The organism is Glutamicibacter endophyticus, from assembly GCF_048457885.1.
Taxonomy (GTDB): Bacteria; Actinomycetota; Actinomycetes; order Actinomycetales; family Micrococcaceae; genus Glutamicibacter; species Glutamicibacter endophyticus.
Genome location: NZ_CP174200.1, coordinates 329,931 through 350,212, shown reverse-complemented (window position 1 = coordinate 350,212; position 20,282 = coordinate 329,931). Strand labels below are relative to the sequence as shown.

Below are 20,282 nucleotides of genomic sequence, written 5' to 3'. Positions count from 1 at the left end.
GCTACGCGACACCGCGAGCACCCTGCGTTCCCGGTAGACTTAGGTACGCAAGCTCGCGGAGCGCCATTACCCTTTGGTGTGAGACGGCAATCCGTGTGGCATTAAACCCCCTCGCGCACAGGAGATATGCCGGATGCCCCGGATCGTTGTTGATGTCATGCTCAAGCCCGAAATCCTTGACCCTCAGGGCAAGGCAATTGCTGGGGCGCTGCCCCGGCTCGGCTTTAACGCCTTTGAAGCCGTCCGTCAGGGCAAGCGCTTCGAACTTTCCGTCGATGGTGAGGTGACCGAAGAAATCCTCGCTCAGGCTCGCGAAGCGGCCGAGACCATGCTCTCGAACCCGGTCATCGAAGATGTCGTTAACGTCGAGGTTATCGACGACTAATGAGCAACGACCTACCCCTGATTGGCGATTATTCGACGCCAACCGCTGAACTTTCCGGCGCCCGCATTGGCGTTGTGACCTTCCCCGGCACGCTGGATGACCGCGACGCCGCACGCGCCGTACGCGCCGCCGGCGCTCAGGCCGTATCCCTGTGGCACGCGGACTCCGATCTGGGCGACGTAGATGCCGTCATCATCCCCGGTGGCTTCTCCTACGGTGATTACCTGCGTGCCGGCGCGATTTCGCGTTTTGCCCCGATGATGTCCAAGATCGTCGACGCGGCGAACTCGGAGGCCAAGCTTCCGGTACTCGGGATCTGCAATGGCTTCCAGATCCTCACCGAGTCGCATCTGCTGCCCGGGTCGATGATCAAGAATGATCACCTGCGCTTCATCTGCCGCGACCAGGTGCTGCGCGTGGAGAACAACACCACGGCGTGGACCAACGGTTACGAGGCGGGCCAAGAGATCACCATCCCGCTGAAGAACCAGGACGGCCAGTACGTCGCCGACGAGAAGACCCTGGACGAGCTTGAGGCCGAGAACCGTGTGGCCTTCTCCTACGTGGGATGGAACCCGAACGGTTCGCGTCGCTCGATTGCCGGTATCAGCAACGCCGCGGGCAACGTGGTGGGCCTCATGCCGCACCCGGAGCATGCCATCGAGGTCGGCTTCGGCCCGGATGCCACCGGCACCGACGGGCTGACCTTCTTCACCAGCGTTTTGACCCACCTTGTTGGAGGCAAGAAGTGACCCAGGAATTCAACATCGACACGGTCGAAAACGCCGAAGGCACCCCGGATGTGGAGCTGCCCTGGGCCGAGCTGGGCCTGAAGCAGAACGAATTCGATGAGATCGTCAAGATACTCGGTCGCCGTCCCACCGCCGCAGAGTTGGCGATGTACTCGGTGATGTGGAGCGAACACTGCTCCTACAAGTCCACGAAGAACCACCTGCGCCAGTTCGGCCAGAAGGTCACCGAGGAGATGAAGAAGGACCTGATGGTCGGCATCGGCGAGAACGCCGGCGTGACCGACCTGGGCGACGGCTGGGCCGTGACCTTCAAGATCGAATCGCACAACTCGCCTTCCTTTGTCGAGCCCTACCAGGGTGCGGCCACCGGTATCGGCGGCATCGTGCGTGACATCATCTCCATGGGTGCCCGCCCCATCGCCGTCATGGACCCGCTGCGTTTCGGTGCCATCGACCACGAGGATTCCCAGCGTGTGGTGCACGGTGTGGTCTCCGGTATCGGCGGCTACGGCAACTCGCTGGGTCTGCCGAATATCGGCGGCGAAACCGTCTTCGACCCGATCTACCAGGGCAACCCACTGGTGAACGCCCTGGCCGTGGGCGCGCTGCGCCACGAGGATCTGCGCCTGGCCAATGCCTCGGGCGTGGGCAACAAGGTTGTGCTCTTCGGTGCTCGCACCGGCGGCGACGGCATCGGTGGCGCCTCGGTGCTCGCCTCGGAATCTTTCGACGACACCAAGCCCTCGAAGCGTCCGGCCGTGCAGGTCGGTGACCCCTTCAGCGAAAAGGTCCTCATCGAGTGCTGCCTGGAACTGTTCAAGTCTTCGCTCGTCGAAGGCATCCAGGATCTGGGTGCGGCCGGTATCTCCTGCGCCACCAGCGAGCTGGCCTCCAACGGTGAGGGCGGCATGCAGGTCGAGCTGACCGACGTGCTGTTGCGCGACCCCACTCTGACCCCGGGCGAAATCCTGATGTCGGAATCGCAGGAGCGCATGATGGCCGTGGTTACCCCGGCCAATGTCGCCGCCTTCGAGGCCGTGATGGACAAGTACGGTGTGGAATACTCCTGGCTGGGCGAGGTCACCGACACCAACCGACTGATCATCACCTGGAAGGGTGAGGTCATCGTGGACGTGGACCCGAAGACCGTGGCGCACGACGGCCCGGTTTACGACCGCCCCTACGCCCGCCCCGAGTGGCAGGACGCCCTGCAGGCCGACACCTTCCGTTCCTCGGCGGCCGGCGCCAACCTGCCGTCCACCGGCGAGGAGCTGAAGTCCGCCGTGCTCGAGCTGATCGCTAGCCCGAATATGTGCGACAAGTCCTGGATCACCCGCCAGTACGACCGCTACGTCGGCGGTAACACCGCACTGGCCGCCCCGGATGATGCCGGCGTGGTGCGCGTGGATGAAGAAACCGGGCTGGGCGTGGCCATCGCCACCGACGCCAACGGTCGTTACACCTACCTCGACCCGTACGTCGGCGCCCAGCTGGCACTGGCCGAATCCTACCGCAACGTCGCCACCTCCGGCGCTATCCCGGCCGCCGTCTCCGACTGCCTCAACTACGGCTCCCCGGAAGACTCGGACGTGATGTGGCAGCTGGCCGAGGGTATCCGCGGCCTGTCCGACGCCTGTATGGAACTGGGTGTGCCGGTGACCGGCGGTAACGTCTCGCTGTACAACCAGACCGGCGACAAGGCCATTCACCCGACCCCGGTGGTTGCCACCCTGGGCAAGCTGGATGACGTGGCGCGCCGCACCCCTTCGGGCTGGCGTCCGGAGGCCGACGGCCAGGCCATCTACCTCATCGGTACCACCAAGGATGAGCTGGACGGTTCGGAATTCGCGAACCTGCGCGGGCACCTCGGCGGTCTGCCGCCGCAGGTCGATCTGGCAGCCGAAAAGGCGCTGGGCGCTATCCTGATCAACGCCAGCCGCGACGGCATGGTCGACGCCGCGCACGATCTCTCCGAAGGTGGCCTCGCCGCCGCCCTGTCCGAGATGGTGTTGCGCTACGGCGTGGGTGCCCGGGTGGCCCTGGATGAAATCTGCCAGCGCGACGGCATTGACGCATTCACCGCGTTGTTCTCCGAGTCGCAGGCCCGTGCCCTAGTGGCCGTGCCTCGTAGCGAAGAGGTTCGCTTCAACGATATGACCAGCGCCCGCGGCATCACCGTGGCCCGCCTCGGCGTCGTTGATGCGCAGTCCGGCGCCCTCGAGGTGCAGGGTCTGTTCACCGCCACGGTGGACGAGCTGCGTGAGGCCAACGAAGGAACCATGGAGAAGTACTTCGGGTAGTCGCCCTCGGTAAGTTTCCGAACTTCGGGCCCCGATCCATTGTGGATCGGGGCCCGAAGTGTTTCACGACCAAGCCACGGGGCCAGATTTCCGTGGGCGCCGCGGGGTCATCGCATCTGCCGGACTACACCGCCGCAGAGGCGCGCGGAAGCACCACGCTGCTGACAACCTCCGAGGTGAACCCAGCGGCTAAACCGCTATGTTCGGCCAGTTCACCCAGCCAAGGGATGTTGTCGGCGGCGCAACTCTGCTTCAGCGCGCTGCGATTGGATAGGTGCAGGGTTTGGGGATGCTGCGGCCAACTGCCAATGAGCACCCCGGCCAAGCGCAGTGCGAGGGAGCGCGCGGCCATCAGCGTCAGCCCGGTATGGTTCAGCGTCCCAAGATCCGGACGGGTCACCACCACGAGTTCGGCTTCGAAGGCGCGGCACAGATCGGCCAGAGTCTCTCCCGCCTCGGTCAACTCGACCAGCAGCCCGCCGGCCCCCTCCACGATGACCACGTCGAAAGCCTCCTCGAGTTCGGCCAGCCGCTCGAGATGGTCTGCCAACCTAGGTAGCACGGCGTTTTCTGCGGCCGCGGCCGCCCGAGGTGCCATGGGTTCACGCAGGCGACAACCTTCGCTCACCGAGAGGGTACTCGCGTTGGTGCCCAACACCTGTGCGCTGAGCCGCCGCACCTCTTCGATGTCTCCTGCCTGATCGCCGAGCACACCGGTTTGCACGGGTTTATACACCGCGACCGATAAGCCGGCCAGCGCGTAGCCGGTGGCCAATGCGGCGGTGCTGACGGTTTTTCCGACGCCGGTATCCGTACCTGTCACGCACAATTTCACGACTGCACCTCAACTTTCAGTGGGGCTTGGAAGGACAGCAACCTTAACCAGTGGGATTCTGGGCATTCGGTGACGGCGAGCGCGGCGGGATCCGGTAGCGCGCGCGCCGTTTCTTCAAGTGCGATGACGGCCTCCATTTCGGCCAGCCGCGCGCCGAGGCAACGGTGCAGGCCGTACCCAAAGGCGAGCTTATGGCCGTACGGGTCTGCGGCCAGATGTTCTCCGGAGAGTTCCAGCAGGATTTCGGCGCCGGCGGGGAGCGTGTGGGGGCCGAGCTCGGTGTCTTCGGTGACCGCGCGACGCCAGGTATGCACCGACGACTCCGTGGCAAGCACCCGCTTGACGAATTTTTGGGCAGCGTCCTGGCTACCGCCCGCACAAGCTTCCCAGATCGCCGGGTCGCGCAACGCACGGTAGAGCACGGTTTGAATCAGCAGGCAGGTGGTTTCCTGACCGGCAATGAGCAGGAAGTACCCGAGCGAGCAGATTTCACGCTCGGGTACACCGGTGGCCCCGAGGACGCCCCACAGATTCTGCTGGCCCTGCGCGTGGCGTACGCTGTCCCGCAGCCAGGCGTAGAACTGCGCCGCGCTTTGCGCCAGTTGCAGTTGCCGCTCCTGATCCGGCCAACCCCAGAACAACTCGAGCGAATCCCGGCTCCAGATTTTCAGTAGCCGCTGATCCGGTAGCTCGACGCCAAGTAGCGTGCCCATAATTCGTGGCGGGACGTCCGCGGCTACCGTGCCCGCAAGATCGCTCCGGCCCTGCGCGGCCAGTTGGTCGGCCGATAACCGGGCCGAGCTTCGCGCGATATCTCGGATGTTTTGCGCCACCGCACCGACCTTGGCGGGGCTGAAGAATTTAGCCACGATGCGGCGCACCCGCAAATGTTCCGGGCCGCTGGCCGAGGCGAGTATCGGCGGTAGCGCGAATCCTTCGCGCGCCAGAATACGCAGGGCCTGCGGGCTCAGCTCGGTGACGGCCGTCAGGGCGTTACTAGGCACGAAGTGCTCGGTGCGTTCGAAGACCTCTCGCACCAAGGCAGGATCGGCGACGCTCAGAAGTGCTGTGTCGTTCACGCAAAGGCTCCCTGTCGGGCGAGGGTGGCGCGAATCAATGTCAGCGCCTGTGCTAGTTCGGTGGGGTCCAGGTCTGCACGGGCGGTGAGCCGGAGCCGGGAGAACCCATCGGGCACGCTCGGCGGCCGGAAGCACCCCACCGCGATACCGGCTTCACCCAGGACATGCATGGCGTGCGCGGCGGTTTCGGCGTCGGGCATGCGTAGCGAATGAATGGCGCCGGCCCCGGGCTCGAAGCAGCCAAGGTCCCCGAAGGCCTCGAGAATCTGCCGATTGCGCTGGGCCAAATGCGCCAGCGGACTTGGGTCGCTGCACAGCATGGTGGCGACGGTGCGCGCGGCCGCGGCGGCCGCCGGGGCCAGCGCGGTGTCGAAAATGAAACTGCGCGCCGCGTTGACCAGCTGCTCTCGAAAGCTACGGGCATTGGGGCCGCCGAAAAGTACGGCACCACCCTGCGCCCCAAGGGCCTTGGACAGCGAGGTGGTCACCAGCACATGGGCCGCCTGGTGGAACCCGACGGCTCGCACTTCCCCTCCGGGGTGGCTGACTCCCAACGCGTGGGCTTCGTCGACAATGAGCAGGGCGTCGTGGCGGGCGCAGATCGCGGCGAGCTCGGTCAATGGAGCCCGGTCGCCAAGGACCGAGTAGATTGACTCGACCGCCACGAGTGCGCGCGGTTGCGTGCGGGTGGCGAGGATGCGTTCGAGCTCGGCGGGATCGTTGTGGGCGAAGAGCGTCGGCGTGCGGTGCGCCGCGAGTCGTGCCCCGTCGTGCAGGCTGGCATGGGCGTGCGCATCGAGTACGAGTAGCGTGCCGGGCCCGGCGAGGGCGTTGAGCACACCGAGGTTGGCGGCGTAGCCGGTGGCGAAGCTCAGCGCCTCACTGCGTCCGGTCAGCTCGCTTAGGGCCTGCTCTAGCCCATGATGTAGCTCGGATGTCCCGGTGACCACGCGGCTTGCCCCGGCCCCGCACCCGTAACGCCGCACGGCCTCGACCGCCGCCGCGGTCACCTGCGGGTTGTGGGCCATGCCAAGGTAGTCGTTCGAGGCTAGATCGAATCGCATCCGGCGTACCGGATCGTGGCGCTGCACTCCCCTGGCCTGCCGGACCCGAGCCCGGTCGGCCAGCCAGGAATCCCAGCTGCCGCTCATCCGTGGACCTCCGCGACCGCGTGCACCATGGCGTTGGTGAGCGTGCCCAGCTCCGCGTCGCTGGTGACGTAGGGCGGCATGACGTAGACCAGATTGCGGAAGGGCCGCACCCAGGCCCCGTATTTCACCGCGCGCTGTGACACGCGGCGAGCATCGACGCCCGTGCTCAGTTCCAACACGCCGATTCCGCCAAGTACCCGCACGTCGCTCACCGAATTCAGGCTTCGGGCCGGGGCCAATCCGGTGCGCAGCGCGCCTTCGAGGCGCTGGATGTGCCGCGCCCAGCTCGCCTCGGGTGCCGCGCCGACACCGAGTTCATCGAGCGAGGCGCAGGCGATGGCGCAGGCCAGGGGGTTTCCCATAAAGGTCGGGCCGTGCAATATCGCGCCGTGCTCCGAGGCCTTCAGGGTGGCACCAACCCGCTCGCTGAAGAGCACGGCCGCGAGGGTGAGATAGCCGCCGGTCAAGGCTTTCCCCACGCACAGTATGTCGGGCACGACGTCGGCCTGATCGCAGGCGAAAAGGCTCCCGGTGCGGCCGAATCCGGTGGCGATTTCGTCCGCGATGAGTAGCAGGTCCCAGCGGTCGGCCAGGTCGCGCAGGATCCGTAGCACCGCCGGCGGGTACCAGCGCATGCCTCCGGCGCCCTGGACCACCGGTTCGACGATAATTCCGGCCAGTTCTCCCTCGTGACGTTGCAGGATCTCGGTGGTCTGGGCCCGCCACTGTTCCAGTTGCTGCGCGTCGTAACTCCACTCGCCCCTGGCGTCGCGCGACCCGGCGGGCGGTACGGGGAGAAATTCGTGGCGTGCCAGTAGCCCGTCGAACGAGGCGTGCATCCCATCAATCGGGTCGCAAAGCCCCATGGCCCCGGTGGTGTCTCCGTGGTATCCGCCGCGCAGGCTGAGGAAACGCTGCCGTTGTGGACGGTTCCGTGCGCTTTGCACCTGAACCGCGAGTTTCAACGCCACCTCCACCGACACCGAGCCGGAATCGGCGAGGAACACATGCGGCAATCCGCCCGGCGCCAGAGCGGTCAATCGTTCGGCGAGCTCTACCGCCGGGGCGTGGGTCAGCCCACCGAACATGACGTGGCTGAAGTGCTCGAGCTGCCCGCGCGCGGCCGCGTCGAGCCGGGGGTGGCGGTACCCGTGGATCGCGGACCACCATGAGGCCATGCCGTCGATAACCTCGTGGCTGGTGCCATCGGCGTCACGCAGGGTCAGCCGGGCGCCGGAAGCCGCTTCGACGGCGAAAAGTGGTGGTTCGTCGACCGGTGCGTAGGGGTGGGCCAGCAACCCGGCGTCCCGTTCGATCAATCCCCGGCTCGCGGGCCTCTGCCGCGAAGATATTATGGGCGCTGCACTGGAAAGTGGCACGGTCTTACCTCGGTTCCTGAACAGTGTTCAATGGATGGCTGAAAGCCTAGGCGACCACGGGTACCCACGGCAAATCTTGTACGCAATCACCGCTCACAAAGCTCGAGACACGCCCGTGGCGGGCCCGCCCCTTGAGAGGGAAGACCCGCCACGGTGTGTCTCGATGAAATATCGGCGCTACCGCCTAGCCCATACGCCGCCGGGTGCGCAGGAGCAGCAATGCCCCGCCCACCAGGGTTGCCGCCCCGAGACCCATCAGGGTCCAGATAGCGGAGGACACGCCGGTTTCCACCAGCACCGGCGGCTTCGGTGCGGCCCGGCCGCACAGCTGCACGGTGCTCTGCGCGTCCTGCCCGGTCTCGGCGATCTGCGCGGTATTGGTGAACTTCGTACATTCACCGGTGACCGCCCGATGCTGCAATAGGTAGCTGAACTCGGTGGCGTTACCCTCCGCGTTCCACGTGGCAACACCCAGCTGGATCGGCTCGCTGTCGGGGTTCGCCTTGTCATCGAGAACGGTGACCGACTTATTGGTCTCCTTCGCAATGTCGTAGTGAACCGCGGCGCTCGCCGTGGCCTTACGGCCCTCACCCCAGTTGACGGATACGGTATTCGTCCCATCGAGCTGCTCGGGTGTACCCAGGCATTCGTAGTCGAGCTCCACCATGGCCGGACCCTGCGCGGAGCCAGCGGGAATCAGCACCTGCAGACCATCGGCCTCCGGGTCCTCATCCTTGGTCATCACGCTGCAGCTGACGCCCTGAATATCTAGACTGTCACTGACCGTCGCAATGGTTTCGGCCTCTGCGAAGGCGTTCGGGTTGCTCACCGCGATGGTGCCGGTGACCCGATGCCCCGAATCCTGCACACCATCCGGTGTGGCCGCCACGGTGTACCGGAAGTTCGCCGTGTGGTTTTGGTCCACTGTGAGCTTGGTGCGATCCACGAGCTTCTGCAGATCCCACAGGTAAAGTCGGTCGAAACTGGCCGCCGCATCCTTGGTGACGCTCAGCGGCAGCTGCTCGCACACCTGCACCTGCGCCTCGGAACGAGGATCGTTTTCGCCACTCAGATCGATCCAGGCGGTATTGGTGTGCGTGGTGCACACTCCACCTTCGCCCTGCAGCTCGACACTGTAGTCGAAGCTCTTGGGCGACTCATCGACGGTTGCGGTACCCAGCAGCTGTGGCTGCTCGGTAGTTCCCGCGAAATCGTCGAATACCGAAACTTCGTGGTCGCTCTGCACATCGAGATCGAAGGAGAAGGTCTGTTCGACGCTCGCCGAACGGTCCTCACCCCAGCTAACCGTGGCGGTGTTCAGACTCTGCGCGTAGTCCTCTTCGGAGACACCGGCGCTGAGGTCACAGTCGTAGTCCACCGTCACTTCGCCGCCGGCCGGAAGCGAGATTTCGCTCTGGCTGGGGGTACAGGTTACTCCTTCGAGTTGGACGTGGTCTTCGAGTGTCGCCTCGAGCGAGGTGTATTCATTGGGGTTCCGCACGGTGATGGTGCCATCCAATGTCCAGTCGGAGTCCTGGTAGCCGGTGTTGCTGGCCACCGCGGTGTACTCGACACGGGCCGTACCGTCCTCATCGATCACCACTCGCGGCTCCTGCCCCTCGGACAGGTCCTTTTGCACATCCCACAGGTAACTGCGGTCATAGCTGGCCTGAACCGTCTTGGAGATCTCGAGGGCCGCCTCGCGGCAGGCCTGCACGATCTCGTTGTCGGTTTTGACTAGCCCATCGGCTCCGGTGAGGGTCGCGATGTTTTCGAACTCTTGGCATTCACCGGCCTGATCAACCGTCCAGGTCACCGAGTAGTCGCGGCTCTGCGGCTCCTCGGATAGCTCAACGGTCCACTCCGGGTCGAAGTCGTACCGCGAATCGGTGATAGTCACCGTTTCATTCAGCGGCGTCTGCGACCACTCGTCGGCGACAACGGGCGCCTCGGCGCTCGCCGTCGACTGTGCGGTGTGCGCCTGCGCGGCGTCCCATGTTGCCGTCGCGACATTCCGGCCCTCGTAATTGGGTTGCTCCGGAATCTCACACAGGTAGTTCAGCACCCAGGTGGTGTCTGCCGGGATCACGGTTTGGAAGCCCGGGTCCGGTGACATGTCGGCCACGGTGCCATCCTGCGTACCGGTGATCTGGCAGCTCGCACCGCCACCGATATCCGTCTCATCCATCAAGGTCACCGCGATGTCCTGCCAGGAATTCGGGTTCTGCAGTTCGATGGTTCCAGACATCGCCCAGTTCGAATCCTCGTGCCCCGTCGGGGTCACCGTGACTCGGTAATCCACGGTTACTTCACCGGTGTCGGGGTCGGCCGCGAAAGGCGACTGGCCGAGTACCTCCTTCTGGATGTCCCAGTCGTAACTGCGGTCGAAACTGGTGACGACGTTCTTATCGAGCACCAGCTCCGCCCCGGCGCAGACTTCTGTGAGAGCCGAACCGGTGTTGTCCTCGTCCGCCCCGCGGACCTCGTCAATTACGGCCGTATTGGTGTAGCTGGTACATTCACCGGCCACCCCATCTAGCTGAAGGTCGTAGCTGAAGACCTGCGACTGTGGGTCATTGACCGTGGCGGTACCCAACTGCACCGGGTTCTCCGGGTTAGTTTGGTCGTCGGTCACCTGAACGCTGTCGTCCGTAAGCTCGTTGAGTTCAAAGTAGAACTCGACCGTGGCCGTTGCCGAGCGGTCCACGCCCCAATTGATCGATGCCGTGTTCTCGTAGCTTTGCGATACATCGGTATCGGCGGGAATCTGGCATTCGTAATCGAGGGTGATCTGCTCACCATCGCCAAGCATCACCTGGAAGCCGTCGGCCTCCGCGTCGGCATCCGTTCCGAGGATTAGGCAACTGGACTCTGGGATACCGAGCGTGTCGCTGACGGTCACCAGTTGGTCACCGGCGCCGGTATTCGGATTGTTGACGGTGATGGTACCGGCAACGCTCTTATCCGAATCCATGGGTTCGGATGGGGTGGCGGTGACGGTATAGCGCGCGGTGACTTGCCCATCTCCATCGGTGAAGTAACGGCTTTGTTCCACCTGCTTCTCGATCGACCAGTTGTAATCACGGTCGTAACCGGCCGTGACTTCCTTGGTGACGGTCAGTTGCTTCTGGTCGCAGACACTCACCGTGAGGGAATCCCGTGGATTCTCTCCTCCACTGAGATCGACCCAGGCCACGTTGGTGAATTCATGGCACTGCTCATCGCGTGGAATGTCGGTGAACTCGATCTGATAATCGAAACTTCCACTTCCATCCTTGACGTTGACGCTGCCCAACCACTGCGGATTCTCGCTCGTGCCGGCCATATCGTCGTAAACATCCACCGCCTCATCCGTGGTGTTCCCGAGCAGGAATTCCACCGGGATCGGAGCGCTGTTGGCCTCGTTGCCCTCGCCCCAGCTGACCGTGGCGGTGTTGCTGTGCCCCGAGTAGTCCTGCTCGGTTACGGCGGAGACATCGCAGGCATAGTTCGCCTGAGCTTGCCCGTTGCCTTCGGCAGTGGCCGCCGGGACGAGGATCTGCACTCCATCAACACCGGGATTCACGTCCTGCTCCGGGTCGATCACGCAGGCAACTCCCTCGAGCGTGGTCTGGTCCGCGACCGTGACTTCGACGTCTTTGTAGTCGTTCGGGTTGCTTACCGTGATGACACCCGACATGTGTTGGTTGCTGTCGGTGTACCCGGTGTTGCTGGCCGTCACACGGTAGTTAACGGTGGCATTACCGTCGTTATCGACAATGACCTCGGGCTCCTGACCTTCGGCGAACTCCTTGTCAATATCCCAAAGGTAGGTGCGGTCGTAGCCGGCATCCACGCTCTTATCGACCGTCAGGCTCGCCTCCCGACATCCGGTGACGGCCTGTTCATCGCCGAGCACCAACCCTTCCGAACCGGTGAGCGTGGCGACGTTGGTAAAGATCTGGCAGGTTCCTTGCTCCGTTACCGTCCAGCTCAGCGTGTAGTTACGTGTGAGCTCTTCGTCGGTGGCCGAGTCATAGTCCAGCACCCAGTCAGGTTCGAAGTCGAAGTGGTCGTCGGTGATTTCCACCTGCTTGTTGACCGGGGTCTGGCTCCATCCTTCGGTGGTCACCTCCGCGGCGCCACTGGCCTGCGACTCGGTGGTGTGGGCCTGTTCGCGGTCCCAGCTCACCGTTGCGGTGTTGGTCCCTTCGTATTCTGGCTGGCTGTCGAAGATGCAGTTGTAGCTGAAGACCAGTTCGCGGGTCTCTTGTGAGATCGTGACCTGGAATCCCGGCGTTGCGGGGTCTGCATCCGTCCGCTCCGGCTCACCCACAACACCGGTCACGGTGCACTGCGCGCCGCCGCCGATATCCACGTTGTCGGTTACGGTTGCCTCGATGTCCTGCCACTCATTCGGGTTCTGAACGGTAATTTCACCGCTCATCGCCCAGTTCGAGTCGGAGGTGCCCTCACGGGTCACCGTCACCCGGTACTCGGCCGTGAACTCACCGTTCTCGTCGGCGGTGATCGGCTCGTCAGAGACTAGCTCCTTATCGAGGCCCCACAGGTAGGAGCGGTCGAAGCTGGTGACGACGTTCTTGCTCACCGAAAGATTCGCGCCCACACAAAGCTCAACGGTCTGCGAATCGGTGAGGTCCTGAGCATCATCGCTGCTCAGCGTCGCGGTATTCGTTCCCTCGACACAATGACCGGGCGTTCCGTCCCAGTCAAGGGTGTAGCTGAAGCTCTTCGGGGCCTCACTGACATGCACCACGTTGCCGCCGGGCAAGGTGGACAGATCATAGTGGTCGTCGGTGACCGTCACTTCGCCATCCGTAATGTTCGGGTTCACCGCCGAAAAGTCATAGTCGGCACTGCCCTCTGCGGTACCCGTGGTGCCGTAATAGGCGTCGGCATCCCAGGTGGCGCTGACCGTATTGGTTCCGGCACTCTCGGCAGTGGTTGAATCCGGTAGGTCGCACTCGTAGCTGAATTGGTTTTCTCCTGGAGCCACACTCACCGTATCCCCGATGGGCTCGCCGGCCCGGCTGATGGTGCACTGAGCACCGTCGAGCTCATCGCTGAGTGATACGCCGTCGACGGCAACATCATTGGGATTCGTGACGGTGATGGTGCCGGACAGTTCGAAATTATCGTCTTTCGCCTCGGAGGCCGTCACGTCAAGCTGGTAATCGAACCCTTCGGTACTGTTCTCCGAACTCACCGTCTGCTCTTGGCCTTCGGCCAGGTGCTTGTCGATCGTCCAGTCATAATCACGATCGAAGGAAGGCTCTACGGTCTTGGTCAGCGACAGGTCGGCGTACTGCACTTTCTCGTTGGTGAAGGTGCAGGTGACCTGCTGGTTGTCGGCCAACGCGAAGGTGATGGACGATCCACCACCCCAGGTTGCGTTGGTGCCCTCACATACGAGATTGTTCAGGCTCCACCCCTCGGGGATGTCCTGTTCGCTAATCGTCACATTCGAGGGGGCGACCGTATAGGTCACGCTGTCGGGCAGTTCGTTGCCCATATCGGATTCGGCACTGTCATCGAGCTGGAAGCCCACGGAATCACCGAAACGGTCTTCGAACAGGGTGAAGTCGAAGTCGGTGCCGTCGGCTGGCACGGCCTCCTTAACGACGGTGACGAAACCAACCTGCACAGCTGCTGCCTGGATCTGGTTGTCCTGTTGCCCACTGGGGGCACAGTTCAGGCTCAACAGGTTCACGTGATAGGGCGAACCGTTAATCGACGAGGCACCGGTGCCCGGACCATGATCGAGTTCCGAGGCAATATGCGCGTCGAAGAACAGGACCACGTTGTTCTCGGGTTCCTCCCCACCCACGAAGATGGTGACTTCTACGGTGTCGGTGCGTTCGGCTGCGTCGTCGCTGCCGCCCGGGATGACGTTGATATTGCTGATCGAGGTACCGTCCGGCCCCGTAATCTCGTAGTTCAGCAAGAAGTCATAGGCCCATTTGCTGGCTTCCTTGACCTTGTATTGAATGACCAGTTCATTTTCACCGGCCGGCAGGTTCATAATGACTCGCTCATGCACCACACCGCCCTCATACAGGCCATCGTGCACATTGCCGGGAGTCCAATCGGTCTCATCAGAACGCTGCGCAAACTGGGTGACGCTCCCGTCGCCGCTATTGGTGTCGCAAACCCCGGCAACTGCCGGCTTCGCGGGAGCTTGTAGTGGAGCCGCCAGTTTGGCGGCCGGCTTCTGCGCCGAGCCCTCGTCCTCGGCGGAAACGTCCGCGCTTTCTATCGCTTCTGGTGCGGCTACCGGTTCTTTAGCGGGTGCTTTGCTCGGCCCGTCTGCCGCAGTCTCCTCTGCGAGCTCTGGCTCATTGTCCACGGGTGTTACCGATGGATCCGCTACAACCTTTGTGTCCTCTGCCTGCTCGGTTTCCACGCTGGGTTCGGTTGATTCGGCCGCCGGACTTGAGCTTCGCTGCTCGTCCGTTGTCTCTTGTGAACTGATACTTTGCGCTGGCTCTTCGGTTTCTTCCGCGGCTACCGCGGCACCTGGAACAAGCACCGAAAGAAATATCGACATCGTGGCAAAAATTGCCAGCGCAGGCTTTCCGCCTCTGCGCGCTATCTCATGGCGGATGACACTGAAGCCACTCCGCCTTAAATGCCTAGACATTTAGACCCCTTGATTGTACGAGTGTGGGCGTAGCGCATGAATTCTTTGTTCTCGCTACGCAAAATGGCACGACAATTAGCGCTATGAACTTAATGCGCATAGCAACGTCGGCAGTGTTGTCCCGCTTATCGGCCGAAGGTCATCCGGCCGCGGAATAAGTCAGATATTAGGCAGAGCGCCCAGAAGTTACTTTTTGGTCATTATTACTTTCGCCCCCAAGACATTACAGCTCCCCGATGCCAGTTAAACTACACCCAATTTTTACTGAATCCCAAGGTATTTCGGCGGGAATTAAGGTTTTAATCGTTACTACTGGGCGGTAGCGATTTAGCTACTAGGTGGTAATGAATGTAAACACGACCCCTCGCATTTCTAAGGTTTTCGGGCAAAGAAATTAACCCACTACTCAGATCGGTTTGCGAGCCCTTTAATAACTTTCGCGAAGGCCAAGGAGAAGAGAGCGCAATGCGCCACACCGCATGGCGAGCAAATCCCGTTATTACGCGTTGGGTACGTGGATGCGCCTCAGCGTCACGCCACGAGAGCCTTATGCGTATTGCCTAAAGCGTTTCGAGGTAGAAAGACTCGACATGGAGACAAGCCGTCCCCCAGTCGATGAACCTCACAGGGTCGAGGCCGGGCACGTTCCGCTAAATTGTCGCCGAAGGACACTAGAGTCGATCGGGTGCTCAATTCCATGAAGTCTAAAGTTGCCGCCCTGCTCCTAATTGGTAGTGCCCTGCTAACCACGGGCTGCGGGGCAGCCATTCAAATCGAAGCAGCGCCACCAGCTCCGAACTCTGCCGAGCATCAGGACGATTACCGCCAAGCGCTCAAGACCCTTGAGACGATTGACCAAAAAGGCCGGGCGCCAAAGACCGGGTATTCACGAGATCAATTTGGCAAGGGATGGAAGGATCCGGATCGCAATGGATGCGACTCCCGCAACGACATCCTTGCCCGAGACCTAAGAGATCTGACCTATAAAGGCACGAGCGATTGCGTAGTGGCCAGCGGCAAGCTCGACGATCCCTATACGGGCAAACAGATCGACTTTCTGCGCGGCCAACGCACAAGCACCGCAGTGCAAATCGACCACGTGGTCGCGTTGTCGGACGCCTGGCAGAAGGGAGCTCAACGATGGAGTGCCGAGCAACGGCTACTCTTCGCCAACGACCCACTTAACCTCTTGGCGGTCGACGGCCCGGCCAATGCAGCAAAATCCGACAAGGACGCGGCAACGTGGCTGCCCAGCAATAAGTCGTTCCGTTGCGACTATGTCGCTCGACAAACTGAGGTGAAGGCAAAGTATGGCGCCTGGATGACCAAAGCGGAGCACGCTGCCATCAAGGATCTGCTCACGCGCTGCCTCACGTAGCCCCTCCCCTCCTCCAAAAGTACGAAGCTGGGAGTTATCAATGACTCCAGAAGTATGATGGCGCGGCTTCGCGCACCATGAGATGATGTATAAATCAACTCATTTGCTAATTAGGGGCCACGGATAATGAAGTCCAGAATCTTGGGGGTATGTCTGCTGGTACTCAGCGTTACTCTGCTGGGTATAGCAGTGCAACTACAGGCGCGCGAAGCTGCTGCCGGACTCTGGGTCGCGTTCTGCGCCTGCTTCGCTGGCGCGGCGATGCTTCTGATGAATTCCCTGCTCGGAACCAACCGCAGCTCAGGTGCGAATTCTGAGCAGAAGTGAACGCTGACGACTAAAAATTCACGCCGCAGCATCGACAGGTTCATCTCCATAGGATAGGAATGACATAGATCACTTGTTTCCTAGGGAGGACCTATGTCTGCGTTCAGACGCATCGGCAAACTAACTCTGGCCACTGCGGCCACTGTTTCCATGGTTGGGTTTGCGGCTTTACCCGCTCACTCGACCGTCACCGACAAAGCCGAGCCGGCGGCAACCGTAAGTATCGATCTGCTCGGCATCAACGATTTCCACGGACGGATAGACGCGAGCCGTGATTCCGCCGGTGCGGCAGTGCTCGCAGGAGCGGTCGCAGAGCTCAAGAGTGCCAACCCAAACACAGTCTTCGTGTCGGCTGGCGACAATATTGGAGCATCGACCTTCGCCTCGGCGTCCCAGCAGGATGCCCCGACCATTGACGCGCTGGCAGCAGCAGGTCTCGAGGTTTCCACCGTGGGCAACCACGAGTTTGATCGTGGGTTCGAGGACTTGAAGACGCGAGTTATCGACCGCTATTCCTCGGCCTCGGGTGCCGACGGTGCTGACCTCGCCTTGGGAGCCAATGTCTATGAAAAGGGCACGCAAAATCCGGCGTTGCGCGAATACGCCATCCGCACCGTCGATAACGTGCGCGTCGGGTTTATCGGCACGGTAACCGAAGACACCTCGACCCTGGTCACGCCTTCGGGTATCGCAGACATCGACTTCGGTGACGAACTCGAAGCAGCCAATCGCGTGGCCGCTCAGCTCTCGGATGGTAATGACGAGAACGGCGAAGCAGATGTATTGGTACTGCTTACCCACAACGGTTCAGAGGCCACCGATTGCGCTTCCGTTGCTTCCGAGCAAAGTAGCTACGGGCAACTAATCCGTGAAGCCGATGCGAATATCGACGCGATCTTCTCCGGCCACACCCACATGCCTTATGAGTGCGCAATCCCGGCGCCGGATGGCACCGAGCGTCCAGTAGTTTCCGCCCACCAGTATGGAACGACATTGGGCAAGATTTCCTTGGATGTTGACGCAGCCTCCGGGGAGGTTCTGTCCGCAGATACCGAGCTCCTGCCATTGACCGAGAAGGATGCCAACGGCAACGACGTCGGCGCATACCCGGCCGTCCCCGAGGTGCAGAGCATCGTCGATGAGGCACTGGCCGAGGCCGAGGTCGTCGGCAGCCAGGAAATCGGTGCCATTTCCGCCGACATTCTGCGTGGTGGCGAGGTTCCAGGGGAAGATCGCGGCGTGGAGTCTTCGCTAGGTAACACCGTGGCGGACATTCACCTGTGGGCAACCTCCAACGAGGACTTTGCCGGCAAACCGGCACAAATTGCCTTCATGAACCCCGGCGGTTTGCGTGCGGATCTGCTCTATGGGCAGGACGGGACCGTCACCTATAAGGCTGCGGCCGACGTTCAGCCCTTTGCCAATACCTTGGTGACGATGGATATGACCGGCGCGCAGATTCGCGAGGTCCTCGAACAGCAATGGCAGCCAGCCGAGGCTTCGCGGGCGAAGCTGCACCTTGGTATTTCCAAGGGGCTGTCCTACACCTACCTGGAAGACGCGGCCACGGGCGAACACATTCAGGAAATCACCTTCAACGGTGAGCCACTGGATGAGTCAGCCAGCTACAAGGTTGCGGTCAATGCCTTCTTGGCAAGTGGCGGCGACTTCTTTACCGCTTTCGCCGAGGCAGCCAACCATCAGGACAGCGGTCAAGTCGACCTGGATGCCACCGTGAACTATTTCAAGGCTCACGATGTCGTCGATCCGGCGGAGCTGGGCCGAGCCGTGCTAGCCGGTACCGACTGGGCTAACGTCAAGCTTTCAGAGGAGACTATCGAGGCAGGTCAGTCCCTCAGCGTTGAGGTCAGCGGTCTCGAGCCCGGTTCCCAGATTACGGCTTCGGCCTTCGAAGGCGCCTTGGTTCTGGACGAACTACCTGCGGCAGACGAGCAGGGCATCGTAACCTTCGACCTGCCGGTCGACTCGCAGACCACCGCGGGTAGCCACGAGCTGGTGATCTCGCAGGTGCAGCACGAGGATATTCGCGTGGCTTTCGAGGTCACCAGCCCGAGCGCAACCCCAACCGAAGAGCCAAGCGAATCTCCGGAACCCAGCGAGTCCCCGGAGCCAAGCCAGTCGCCCGAGCCGAGCCAGACTCCGAGCGAAACTCAGGAGCCGACCAAGGACAGTTCGAGCCCGAAGGCTACCTACCAGCCGCAGGACTCGGATCATGATCTAGCCGACACCGGTTTCACGGCTGCTACCGTCGGAATCATTGCCGGTGTATTGCTGCTTATCGGTATTGCGATCGTCTTGATTCGCCGCCGTCAACACTAATTACCCACACTAAAAAGTGCCTGCCTTCGCCAATTTGGGCGGAGGCAGGCACTTCTGTCTATCTGGGATCTGGGGCGTGACTAGACCTTCTTGACGATGGAGGACTTCAGCTCGAGTTGTCCGAAACCGTCGACCTTTGCCGCAATGTCGTGATCGCCGTTCTCTGGCATCAAACGGATGTTCCGCGCCTTCATCCCCGCCTTCAGGGCACCCTGCGCCCCTTTGACCTTCATTGTCTTGGTGATGCTGACGGTGTCGCCATCCTGCAATACGTTGCCTACCGCGTCTTTCACCACCGTGGACTTCGATTCTTGGTTCTCGTCCTGCTCCGCATTCCATTCATGCGCGCATTCGGGGCATACCAGTAGCGCGTCGAGTTCGTAGGTATAGCCGCTGGCGCAGCGCGGGCATGGGGGCAAGGTATCGCTCATAGGTTAAAGTCTAGTGCCGCCCGGCCAACGGTAATCGCTGACAAGACGGCACCAGATAGATCGCGAACGTTAGTCGATCTTCAGCTCGCCCATTTCATCCCAGTCGGAACCTTCGACCTTACGGGACACGATTTTCGGAGTGCTGACCAGCGCCGGACGCATAGCCTCGAGACCTGCAGCAAAGTGCGGGCCATTGACGTGGGCAGCGGCGGCCTCATCGTCACGGAATGCCTCAACCAGAACGAACTGCGAGGGGTCTTCGACGCTCACCGACCAGTCGAACCAGAGGTTACCTTCCTCGGCGCGGGTAGACTGCGTAAACTCCGAGACCCGGTCCATGAATCCGTCGACGTACTCCGGCTTGACCTGAAATTTGACCACAATGAAATACATGATTTTTAGTCTAGTGATGAGTCCTGCACAATGCCTTGAATTTTGATGAACTCTTGATCACGTCGGCTCAGGCCCGCCACCACCAGGTCGTAGGAGTCCTCGATGAGCTCCCGCACGAACTGCTCGGGTAGCCCAACGCGAACGGTGTTCCAGTGCTTCTTGTTCATGTGATAGCCCGGGGTAATCTGCGGGTACTGTGCCCGTAGCCGGTCGGCAATGGGCGGCTCACATTTCAGGTTCAGGATCAGGTCACCGCGATGCCATGAGAGGAAGGCGAACATTTTCGAGCGCTCGGGGGTCGCACCGACTTTAAACACCGCGGCTTCCGGGCCGAAGGGAAAATCTTCGAAGGCGCACGGCTGATCCAGACAGATGCGCCGCCAAATCTCGTGTTGAGCTTCATCGTCGTTCGTGGACATCACATGCCTTTCCTGAGCTTGCTCCCATGCTATCGGTCTGTTTGCAACGTGGCTTGCGGGGGTGGCTCCCGTGATCTTGGCGTAGCGCCCTAGACTGGCTAGATGAAAACTACTCGACAAACCATCGTCTTCGACGCCGCCGATATCGAGACCGAAAGTCGATTCTGGGCCGAGGTCTTTGAAGGGCAGGTAGTGGGCGATGCGGAATGGAAGTCGGTGCGCACCGCCGAAGGGGTGGTCTCGGTAGGAGTGCAGCTCGCTCCACAGCACCGCCCTTCGCGCTGGCCGGAGGAACCGGCCCGTAGTCATCTGGATCTGTGGGTGGCCGATCGGGCTCTTGCCCATCAGGAAGTTCTCGCCCACGGCGCCCGACTGGTGCGCGAGGCGGAAGCCGAAGACAACTTCAACGTCTATGCGTCCCCGGCTGGCAATATCTTCTGCCTGGTGTGGCCGGTCGACTAACTTAGTCCCGC

Annotated in this window: 15 protein-coding genes; 7 read left to right on the top strand and 8 right to left on the bottom strand. The window is 61.8% G+C overall.

What is annotated here, in order from left to right; all coding sequences use genetic code 11:
- Positions 1 to 133 precede the first annotated feature (133 nt).
- From purS to purL, 3 genes are read left to right on the top strand one after another with little or no spacing between them, the layout of a single operon-like run.
- Positions 134 to 385 carry a phosphoribosylformylglycinamidine synthase subunit PurS gene (gene purS, locus ACJD00_RS01775; RefSeq protein WP_309409109.1) on the top strand — a complete coding sequence of 84 codons (252 nt, stop codon included), beginning with the start codon at positions 134 to 136 and terminating at the stop codon, positions 383 to 385.
- A complete protein-coding gene (gene purQ / locus ACJD00_RS01770; protein ID WP_418908228.1) occupies positions 385 to 1,137 on the top strand; it encodes a phosphoribosylformylglycinamidine synthase subunit PurQ in 753 nt (250 codons plus the stop codon). Before purS ends, purQ begins: the two co-directional genes overlap by 1 nt.
- A complete protein-coding gene (gene purL, locus ACJD00_RS01765) occupies positions 1,134 to 3,437 on the top strand; it encodes a phosphoribosylformylglycinamidine synthase subunit PurL (protein WP_418908227.1) in 2,304 nt (767 codons plus the stop codon). Before purQ ends, purL begins: the two co-directional genes overlap by 4 nt.
- A 124-nt stretch (positions 3,438 to 3,561) precedes the next feature.
- Here the strand turns inward: purL and bioD are convergent, their stop codons facing one another.
- The 5 genes from bioD to ACJD00_RS01740 all read right to left on the bottom strand — a co-directional run bounded on the left by bioD (position 3,562) and on the right by ACJD00_RS01740 (position 14,428).
- Positions 3,562 to 4,260 carry a dethiobiotin synthase gene (gene bioD / locus ACJD00_RS01760; protein ID WP_418908226.1) on the bottom strand — a complete coding sequence of 233 codons (699 nt, stop codon included), beginning with the start codon at positions 4,258 to 4,260 and terminating at the stop codon, positions 3,562 to 3,564.
- Positions 4,261 to 4,268: 8 nt separating this feature from the next.
- Positions 4,269 to 5,351: a cytochrome P450 gene (locus ACJD00_RS01755; protein WP_418908225.1), complete on the bottom strand. Its 1,083-nt coding sequence runs from the start codon at positions 5,349 to 5,351 to the stop codon at positions 4,269 to 4,271.
- Positions 5,348 to 6,502, bottom strand: a complete 1,155-nt coding sequence (locus ACJD00_RS01750) for an aminotransferase class I/II-fold pyridoxal phosphate-dependent enzyme (RefSeq protein WP_418908224.1) — start codon at positions 6,500 to 6,502, stop codon at positions 5,348 to 5,350. The genes ACJD00_RS01755 and ACJD00_RS01750 overlap by 4 nt, the downstream gene beginning before the upstream one ends.
- Positions 6,499 to 7,821: an adenosylmethionine--8-amino-7-oxononanoate transaminase gene (bioA, locus tag ACJD00_RS01745; protein WP_418908223.1), complete on the bottom strand. Its 1,323-nt coding sequence runs from the start codon at positions 7,819 to 7,821 to the stop codon at positions 6,499 to 6,501. The genes ACJD00_RS01750 and bioA overlap by 4 nt, the downstream gene beginning before the upstream one ends.
- Before the next feature lie 244 nt (positions 7,822 to 8,065).
- A complete protein-coding gene (locus ACJD00_RS01740) occupies positions 8,066 to 14,428 on the bottom strand; it encodes a hypothetical protein (RefSeq protein WP_418908222.1) in 6,363 nt (2,120 codons plus the stop codon).
- Between the two features lie 778 nt (positions 14,429 to 15,206).
- On the opposite strand from ACJD00_RS01740, the gene ACJD00_RS01735 reads away from it, so the two are divergent.
- The 3 genes from ACJD00_RS01735 to ACJD00_RS01725 all read left to right on the top strand — a co-directional run bounded on the left by ACJD00_RS01735 (position 15,207) and on the right by ACJD00_RS01725 (position 18,566).
- On the top strand, positions 15,207 to 15,899 hold the full coding sequence (locus ACJD00_RS01735; RefSeq protein ID WP_418908221.1) for an HNH endonuclease family protein: 693 nt from the start codon (positions 15,207 to 15,209) through the stop codon (positions 15,897 to 15,899).
- A gap of 126 nt (positions 15,900 to 16,025) precedes the next feature.
- The gene (locus ACJD00_RS01730; protein ID WP_418908220.1) at positions 16,026 to 16,226 is read left to right on the top strand and encodes a hypothetical protein; all 201 of its coding nucleotides are present in this window, start codon (positions 16,026 to 16,028) and stop codon (positions 16,224 to 16,226) included.
- 93 nt (positions 16,227 to 16,319) lie between these two features.
- The gene (locus ACJD00_RS01725) at positions 16,320 to 18,566 is read left to right on the top strand and encodes a 5'-nucleotidase C-terminal domain-containing protein (RefSeq protein WP_418908219.1); all 2,247 of its coding nucleotides are present in this window, start codon (positions 16,320 to 16,322) and stop codon (positions 18,564 to 18,566) included.
- A gap of 80 nt (positions 18,567 to 18,646) precedes the next feature.
- Here ACJD00_RS01725 and ACJD00_RS01720 read toward each other — a convergent pair whose 3' ends face one another.
- From ACJD00_RS01720 to ACJD00_RS01710, 3 genes are all read right to left on the bottom strand, one after another.
- Positions 18,647 to 18,997, bottom strand: coding sequence for a zinc ribbon domain-containing protein YjdM (locus ACJD00_RS01720; RefSeq protein WP_418908218.1), 351 nt, complete (start codon positions 18,995 to 18,997; stop codon positions 18,647 to 18,649).
- Between the two features lie 69 nt (positions 18,998 to 19,066).
- The gene (locus tag ACJD00_RS01715) at positions 19,067 to 19,390 is read right to left on the bottom strand and encodes a putative quinol monooxygenase (protein WP_309409149.1); all 324 of its coding nucleotides are present in this window, start codon (positions 19,388 to 19,390) and stop codon (positions 19,067 to 19,069) included.
- 5 nt (positions 19,391 to 19,395) lie between these two features.
- A complete protein-coding gene (locus tag ACJD00_RS01710) occupies positions 19,396 to 19,809 on the bottom strand; it encodes an MmcQ/YjbR family DNA-binding protein (protein WP_418908217.1) in 414 nt (137 codons plus the stop codon).
- 102 nt (positions 19,810 to 19,911) lie between these two features.
- On the opposite strand from ACJD00_RS01710, the gene ACJD00_RS01705 reads away from it, so the two are divergent.
- Positions 19,912 to 20,271 (top strand): VOC family protein, encoded by a 360-nt coding sequence (locus ACJD00_RS01705; protein ID WP_418908216.1) that lies wholly within the window; start codon positions 19,912 to 19,914, stop codon positions 20,269 to 20,271.
- The last annotated feature ends 11 nt before the right edge of the window (positions 20,272 to 20,282 follow it).

What these genes read in the sequence shown, in the direction of transcription:
- ACJD00_RS01715 (WP_309409149.1), bottom strand. Translation starts at nt 19,390, where the DNA reads ATGTATTTCATTGTGGTCAAATTTCAGGTCAAGCCGGAGTACGTCGAC.
- ACJD00_RS01740 (WP_418908222.1), bottom strand. Translation starts at nt 14,428, where the DNA reads ATGTCGATATTTCTTTCGGTGCTTGTTCCAGGTGCCGCGGTAGCCGCG.
- ACJD00_RS01710 (WP_418908217.1), bottom strand. Translation starts at nt 19,809, where the DNA reads ATGTCCACGAACGACGATGAAGCTCAACACGAGATTTGGCGGCGCATC.
- purS (WP_309409109.1), top strand. Translation starts at nt 134, where the DNA reads ATGCCCCGGATCGTTGTTGATGTCATGCTCAAGCCCGAAATCCTTGAC.
- ACJD00_RS01705 (WP_418908216.1), top strand. Translation starts at nt 19,912, where the DNA reads ATGAAAACTACTCGACAAACCATCGTCTTCGACGCCGCCGATATCGAG.
- ACJD00_RS01730 (WP_418908220.1), top strand. Translation starts at nt 16,026, where the DNA reads ATGAAGTCCAGAATCTTGGGGGTATGTCTGCTGGTACTCAGCGTTACT.
- purQ (WP_418908228.1), top strand. Translation starts at nt 385, where the DNA reads ATGAGCAACGACCTACCCCTGATTGGCGATTATTCGACGCCAACCGCT.
- ACJD00_RS01720 (WP_418908218.1), bottom strand. Translation starts at nt 18,997, where the DNA reads ATGAGCGATACCTTGCCCCCATGCCCGCGCTGCGCCAGCGGCTATACC.
- ACJD00_RS01725 (WP_418908219.1), top strand. Translation starts at nt 16,320, where the DNA reads ATGTCTGCGTTCAGACGCATCGGCAAACTAACTCTGGCCACTGCGGCC.
- ACJD00_RS01750 (WP_418908224.1), bottom strand. Translation starts at nt 6,502, where the DNA reads ATGAGCGGCAGCTGGGATTCCTGGCTGGCCGACCGGGCTCGGGTCCGG.